The organism is Mycobacterium sp. (genome assembly GCF_049281135.1).
GTDB lineage: Bacteria > Actinomycetota > Actinomycetes > Mycobacteriales > Mycobacteriaceae > Mycobacterium.
This window is the reverse complement of record NZ_JBAPRN010000067.1, coordinates 1-5,953: the sequence shown is the minus strand read 5'-3', so window position 1 is coordinate 5,953 and position 5,953 is coordinate 1. Positions and strand designations below refer to the sequence as shown.

The 5,953-nt window shown below is 62.8% G+C and carries 7 protein-coding genes; 2 read left to right on the top strand and 5 right to left on the bottom strand.

Annotated features, from left to right (window positions below; all coding sequences use genetic code 11):
* A partial coding sequence (locus WAN02_RS02690) for a transposase (RefSeq protein ID WP_422262603.1) occupies positions 1-446 on the top strand: 446 nt, incomplete at its 5' end.
* Between the two features lie 44 nt (positions 447-490).
* On the opposite strand, the gene WAN02_RS02685 is transcribed toward WAN02_RS02690, so the two are convergent.
* Together WAN02_RS02685 and WAN02_RS02680 are read right to left on the bottom strand one after the other, a co-directional pair.
* Positions 491-931 carry a nuclear transport factor 2 family protein gene (locus WAN02_RS02685; RefSeq protein WP_422262601.1) on the bottom strand — a complete coding sequence of 147 codons (441 nt, stop codon included), beginning with the start codon at positions 929-931 and terminating at the stop codon, positions 491-493.
* Between the two features lie 31 nt (positions 932-962).
* Positions 963-1,802, bottom strand: coding sequence for an NmrA family NAD(P)-binding protein (locus WAN02_RS02680; RefSeq protein ID WP_422262599.1), 840 nt, complete (start codon positions 1,800-1,802; stop codon positions 963-965).
* A 75-nt stretch (positions 1,803-1,877) separates the two neighbouring features.
* Here WAN02_RS02680 and WAN02_RS02675 point away from each other — a divergent pair, with 75 nt between their 5' ends.
* Complete coding sequence (locus WAN02_RS02675; protein WP_422262597.1) at positions 1,878-2,855, top strand: cupin domain-containing protein; 978 nt, start codon at positions 1,878-1,880, stop codon at positions 2,853-2,855.
* 219 nt (positions 2,856-3,074) lie between these two features.
* On the opposite strand, the gene WAN02_RS02670 is transcribed toward WAN02_RS02675, so the two are convergent.
* The 3 genes from WAN02_RS02670 to WAN02_RS02660 all read right to left on the bottom strand — a co-directional run.
* Entirely contained in the window at positions 3,075-3,902 is an 828-nt protein-coding gene (locus WAN02_RS02670) for an enoyl-CoA hydratase-related protein (RefSeq protein ID WP_422262595.1), read from the bottom strand.
* A gap of 62 nt (positions 3,903-3,964) precedes the next feature.
* Entirely contained in the window at positions 3,965-5,143 is a 1,179-nt protein-coding gene (locus WAN02_RS02665) for a hypothetical protein (protein WP_422262593.1), read from the bottom strand.
* Between the two features lie 8 nt (positions 5,144-5,151).
* On the bottom strand, positions 5,152-5,953 hold an 802-nt coding region (locus WAN02_RS02660; protein ID WP_422262591.1), incomplete at its 5' end, for a metal-dependent hydrolase.

Genomic DNA, 5,953 nt, shown 5'->3' with positions numbered 1-5,953 from the left:
TCAAGGACATCTACAACGCCGAGGACATCGACAAGGCCCTGGTCGCGATCAATGCCTTCGCCATCGACTACGACGCCAAGTACCCGAAGGCGGTCGCGAAGATCGTCGAGGACGCCGATGTCCTCCTGGAGTTCTACCGCTACCCGGCCGAGCACTGGATCCACCTGCGCACCACCAACCCAATCGAGTCGACGTTCGCCACCGTGCGGCTGCGCACCAAGGTCACCAAGGGCCCCGGCTCCCGAGCCGCGGGAATTGCCATGGCCTACAAGCTCATCGACGCAGCACAGACACGGTGGCGGGCCGTCAACGCCCCACACCTGGTCGCCCTGGTCCGCGCCGGAGCCATCTTCCACAAAGGCAAACTGCTCGAACGACCCATCGACATCACCCGCGCAGAACCATCGTCGGCCGAACCTCAAACCGCCGGATCGGAGGTCGCCTGAAACTGACCGAATCTATGAAATCTTGCAAATTTCTCCCGCAGTCGTCAGCTTTCGGGCCACCCGAGTGCATTGAACACGGCGACCGGGTTGAGGTAGTCGCGCCAGTGCACAATCTGCCGGTCGCGCAGGGTGATCACGGAAATGAACTTGTTGGCGTAGGGACGGTGTCCGTCGACGGTGTGGCCTTCGGACGCGTACTCGAGTACGGCAACGTCCTTGGCGGGGTCGTGGTACACGGCCAGGTCGAAGCAGTGGTCGAGCCTGATCGCGTTCCCATATGGGCGGTAGAGCTCGGCGAGTGCTTGCCGGCCCTCGACGCGTGGCGGGTATCCGGGCACGGTGATCACATATTCGGTGACGACGTCCTCGGCCATCAGGTCGAAGAAGTGTCCTGGATTGACCAGGCCCTGCAGTCCTTGCTCGATGATCCGGAAGAACGGGTCGAGAGCGGCGAAATCTTGCAGGTCCGCAATAGAGCTTTTCATCGTTGCTTTCCTTACTCTTGTTGTGGCGGAACTATTTCCAAGCGGGTGCGGCTTGTACCGCGAAGTCGACGAAGCTGATCGGCGGCCGTCCGGTAACGGTGAGCACATCGTCGTTGGGTCGTGATCCGTTGCCGCAGGCGACCGTGGATGTCAGCAGGCGCAGCATCATCGTGTAGTCGTGCGGGACGCCGGCGGCGACCATGGCGTCGATCCAGACATCCTGATCGATGGCGCTGTAGGTGATGGTGCGTCCGACGGCGGCGGACACAATCTCTGCGGTCTGCGTGATGGTCAGCGCTTCGGGGCCGGTCGGGGCGTAGGCCACTCCCGCATGTGTTGCCGGATCAGCCAAGGTGGCGGCCGCGACAGAGGCGATGTCGTCGACGTCAACGAACGCTTCTGCCCCGTCGCCGTTGGGTACGACGATCGTGTCATTGACGGGCATCAGGAAGGTCGCGCTGAAGTTCTGCATGAACCACGAGGGCCGGATGATTGAGTGGGTCAGCGCCGAACGCGACAGCAGGTCGAGTTCGACGGCGCGGATCGCGACGTCGGGCGCGACGTCCTGCATACCGTAGGCGCTGAGGAAGGTGACGTGGCCGATCCCGCCTCGCTCGGCCTGATCGAGGAAGTCAGAGACGACCCCCGCGTAGTCCATGCGCATGACCGGTGCGACCAGGTAGACAGCTCTGGCGCCGTCGAGTGCCGATGCGTAGGTCGTTGGGTCGTCCCAGTCGAACCGGACGTCACTGCCATGCCGCGAAGCGGTTCGGATGCCCACCCCCTGGTCTGACAGTCTGACGGCCACCCGTGAGCCGGTCTTACCGGTGGCTCCGAGCACCAACACCGGGCGTTCGTTGATGTTGTTCATGACACCATGCTCATAGCATCAGATGAGTGTTTCAATGATCTTGACACTCATTCATTTGTGCAAGACGCTCATTGTGTGGATCTACTCCAAGAGCATCTCGTGCGTGCCCGCGCCTCGGGCGGCGTCTTCGCGCGATCCGCTGCGGTGCCCCCGTGGGGATTGCGGTTACCAGGTGCGATCCAGTTGGCCGTCCACGCGGTCGTGCAGGGCGCCGCGTGGCTCTGGGTCGACGGCATCGGCAGCCCCGTCGAGCTGCGGCCAGGCGACCTGGCCTTGGTGCGCGGTGGCCCGGATCACTTCATCGCCCACGAGCCGGGTGCGCCGTGCGTTCTGCACGAGGAATTTCGTTCGCTGCCAGAGGCCGACGAAACCGGATCAATGGATCGCGTCTCGGTGTTTCTGTGCGGCGCCTATCGCTTCACCGGCGACATCGGGCAGGGCTTGGTCGATGCACTTCCGCCGGTGCTTTCGCTGCCGGCAAGCATCGATGATCCCATCCACGCCGTGGTCGCGTTGTTGTCGCGGGAGATGTTGCACAAACAGCCCGGAAGGCAGACGGTGCTCGACCGGCTGCTCGACGTGCTTGTGGTATTCGGACTTCGAGCCGGACTGGGCCGCAGCCCGGCCCCACCGGCGTGGTTCCGCGCGGCGGCGGATCCCCGTCTGGCGCCGGCTCTGCACGCCATCCACGCTGAGCCCGAAAGAACGTGGACTGTCGAAGAACTCGCCAAGCTCGCCCACATGTCTCGCGCCACCTTTGCCCGCACGTTCCAGCAGGTGCTCGGACAAACACCCATGAGGTACCTCAGCGAATGGCGCATGACGCTGGCCCGCGACATGCTGCTCACCTCCGACGCAACCCTGGAGCAGATCGCCTCCCAAGTCGGCTACGGCTCTGTGTATGCGTTTACCACCGCGTTCCACCGCCACCACAGCCAGCCTCCCCGACGCTGGCAACTCGCCGCAGCCGGCGCATCCGCCACCGCTGACCTCAGCGCATCACCCCCCAGTGCGGCGCCGGTCCCACCCGTTGCGTCACTGTTGGACGCATGACGGCAATCCACGTCGACACCACCCTCATCCACAAGTCTTGACAATTGCTCTTCGCGCATGCTCAGTGATCCATCGCTAGCTGGTGTCGATCTCCCGGCAACTCTCGGTGTCGCTCTGCCGCGCAGCATCCAGGATCCGTTGCGTAGTCGTGCCTGACGCTTTTACAGAGAAATTCATCGAAGAACCCAGGGATCGCATCCTTCGACCACCGACGCGCGCTTACTTACCGGTGAAACGGGGTTGGCGCTTAGCCGCGAAGGCGGCCAACCCTTCCTTGGCGTCCTGGGAACGCATCACCTCGACGACTAAGCGCTGCTCGATCCGGCGGGCTTCCTCCTCGTCAATCCACCCGCTGTTGATCACCGAGGCCTTGGCGTTGCGGATCGCCAGCGGGCCGTTGGCCGCAACGCGGGCAGCGAGTTGACGTGCCTTGTCCAACGACTGGCCGGTCGGCACCACATGCCCCACCAAGCCGAAGTGGTAGGCCTCGGCGGCCGTGAGCGGTTCGCCGGTCAGAATCATCTCCATCGCCTTGGTGTAGGGGATCTGCCGCTTGAGCCGCACGGTCGAACCCGCTCCGGCGATCAACCCCAGCTTGGCCTCGGGCAGGCCGAAAACCGCGTGCTCTTCAGCGATTCGGATGTCGGTCTGCTGCAACATTTCACAGCCGCCGCCCAAACATGGCCCGTTGACGGCGGCAATCAGAGGCTTGGCCAGCGAACGGCTCAGCAGCAGACCCTCACTGATGATGCCGCCAACGGTTTTGCCCTCCGGAACCAGCGCAGAGCCCTTGCCGCCCTTGGCTCCCCGGACCATCCACCCGTCGGCGAGGTCGCCCCCGACACAATAGGACGATCCCTCGCCCGTGAGGATGGCGACGCGGATGCCGTCGTCGGCGTCGATCTCGTCCCAGGCCTGCGCCATCAAAGTGATCATCGCCGGCGTCAGCGCGTTCTTGCGACGCGGGTTGTTCATTGTGAGCACGACGACGTCGCCGTCGCGCTCCACCTTCAATTGCGGTTCGTCCGCCTGCGATTCGTCGGCCACGTTAGCTCCTCCACCTTCCGGTCGACACCCATAACCAGGACGGCATCGACTTTCACTATCTATCAAGGCTTCACGGGAAGGGACGGGGTCTGTGTCCGCATAGACGACAGCGCGCCACGTGGGTGCGATCGGCGTGTTACGGCGGTTCCGGCGGCAGCGATGCACAGGCCGGCAACGAGGAGGCATCCGATCGTGTACCAGAGGCTGCCGGTGGGATCGCCGTTTGGTGTGAGGCCGTTGACGGCCCGGAAGTACGCCGGTAGCGACATCGCCCACAGAATGCTCATGACCGCGAGGTAGGCGGTGGCGTAGCCGAGGATGGCTGGGTTGGAATAGCGTACAGCCTCTGAGTCGTCGTCGCGGCGCGACCGGCGCCATTGGTTGATCAGGACCACGGTGGCGATGACGGCGAACACGGCCAGTTCAGCGCTGTAGATGATCCCGACCACGATCGTGCTGTGCGATAGCGCCCCCGCGATCGTGGCGGGCAGCGGTAGCACCGCAGTGCCGATGGACGCCAGGACACCGACAGTGATGATGCGCCACAGCAGCTGCGACCCGGAAAATGTTCTGCCGTCCTCGACTTGACGGCCGACGAAAAGCTGGACGAAAAACGCCAGCGACATCGGCCACAGCGCGGCGAACACCACGACACTTGGGAGGGGCACCGAATCGAAGAACGGCTTGTTCATCGGATTGTCCAGAGTCCATTCCCACCACCGCAGTTGTGGCCCAAGTTGGTCGAAGATCTCGTAGAACGCATGGTGGACAAAGCCGACGCAGACCGCGCCGATCAACACGCCATAGTGCCGGAAAGCCCCGAGCATACGGACGATCTCGTAGGCCACGGTGGCCATCATCGGGTAGACGGCGACGATGTAGAGGGGCAGCCGGCCCCACAGGAAGTCGACGGTGAATACGTTGTGGGCAAACATCGTGTCGACGTGGCCGCTGATCCCGAACTCAGCTGGGAAGTACAGGGGCGGTTCAATTATGAGAAGGTACGCGATCGCCCCGAACCACAGCACCAGGTTTGTCGGATCGTGGTGACGACGCAGCCGCACGATCGCATAGACCAGCGCCAGCAACGCTCCGGCGATCACCGTGACTTCCAGCACCGGCAGAGTCCAGTTTTGCAACCCGAATGGATTGCGGAACTCGACGAGACCACCCGCGGTCTGACACGAAAAGCCAAGTCTTGCAGCAAGGTCGACGAACGTCGGTGTACACGGGTCGGACATAGCAATCCTCACACGTTCTGTTTGTCGGCTGCGGTATACCAGTGAGTGACGTCGTAGCCAGCGTCATAACGCCTGAACCATTCTTCGGCTAAGACGGGCAGTTTCTCGTGTGCGGGGTTGTGACCGGGAATCTGGCTGCGCACGATGCCGGACATGGCGACGAGCTGCTTGCGCAGCGGCAGATGCTTGAAAGCGTTTTCGAGCGGGCCTTCGTACGGCGCATCGAAGAACGGCAGCCTCTGCATCAGCGCCTTTCTCCGGCGTTGCATGCCGAACATCGACAGCGTGTCGATGTTGCGCTGCTCGACCGGTACGTGCTTGTTGAACCCTTCGCAGGCTATCCGTAGGACCGACCAGACGTGTTTGAAGATCGACGGCGCCACCCGCATTCGATACCACGGGTCATCGATGACCGAGTTATAGATGATTAACGCCGAGCTGCGGTGCTCGACTTCCTCGACGAAGTGCCACAAAAACAGTGATGCCACCCGATCGTCCCCGGCAGCGAACAGCGTGTCGTCATGATCGAGCATCAGCTTGAACGCTGGCGTGAACGTCGCCTCAAGATCAGCGGTGTACGCGAGCCGGTATTCCAGCGGCGTGTTGGCAGTCAGATCGTCGAACGCCGCGATCACCTCATCGAGGGTCTCTTTGAGCGCCGGGTAGCTTTTGATCAATCCCTTCGCGTGTTGGCGGTGAGCCATCGAATGCTGACCCTCTTGCCGGACAAACGCTTGCGCTTCTTCTGCCACCTTCGGATCGGTGATCAATGGCAGGGCCTGGGGAATCATCTGGCCGATCATTTTCTCG

Excerpts from the sequence above, each read along its gene's own strand:
- WAN02_RS02685 (WP_422262601.1), bottom strand. The coding sequence starts at position 931 with ATGAAAAGCTCTATTGCGGACCTGCAAGATTTCGCCGCTCTCGACCCG.
- WAN02_RS02680 (WP_422262599.1), bottom strand. The coding sequence starts at position 1,802 with ATGAACAACATCAACGAACGCCCGGTGTTGGTGCTCGGAGCCACCGGT.
- WAN02_RS02665 (WP_422262593.1), bottom strand. The coding sequence starts at position 5,143 with ATGTCCGACCCGTGTACACCGACGTTCGTCGACCTTGCTGCAAGACTT.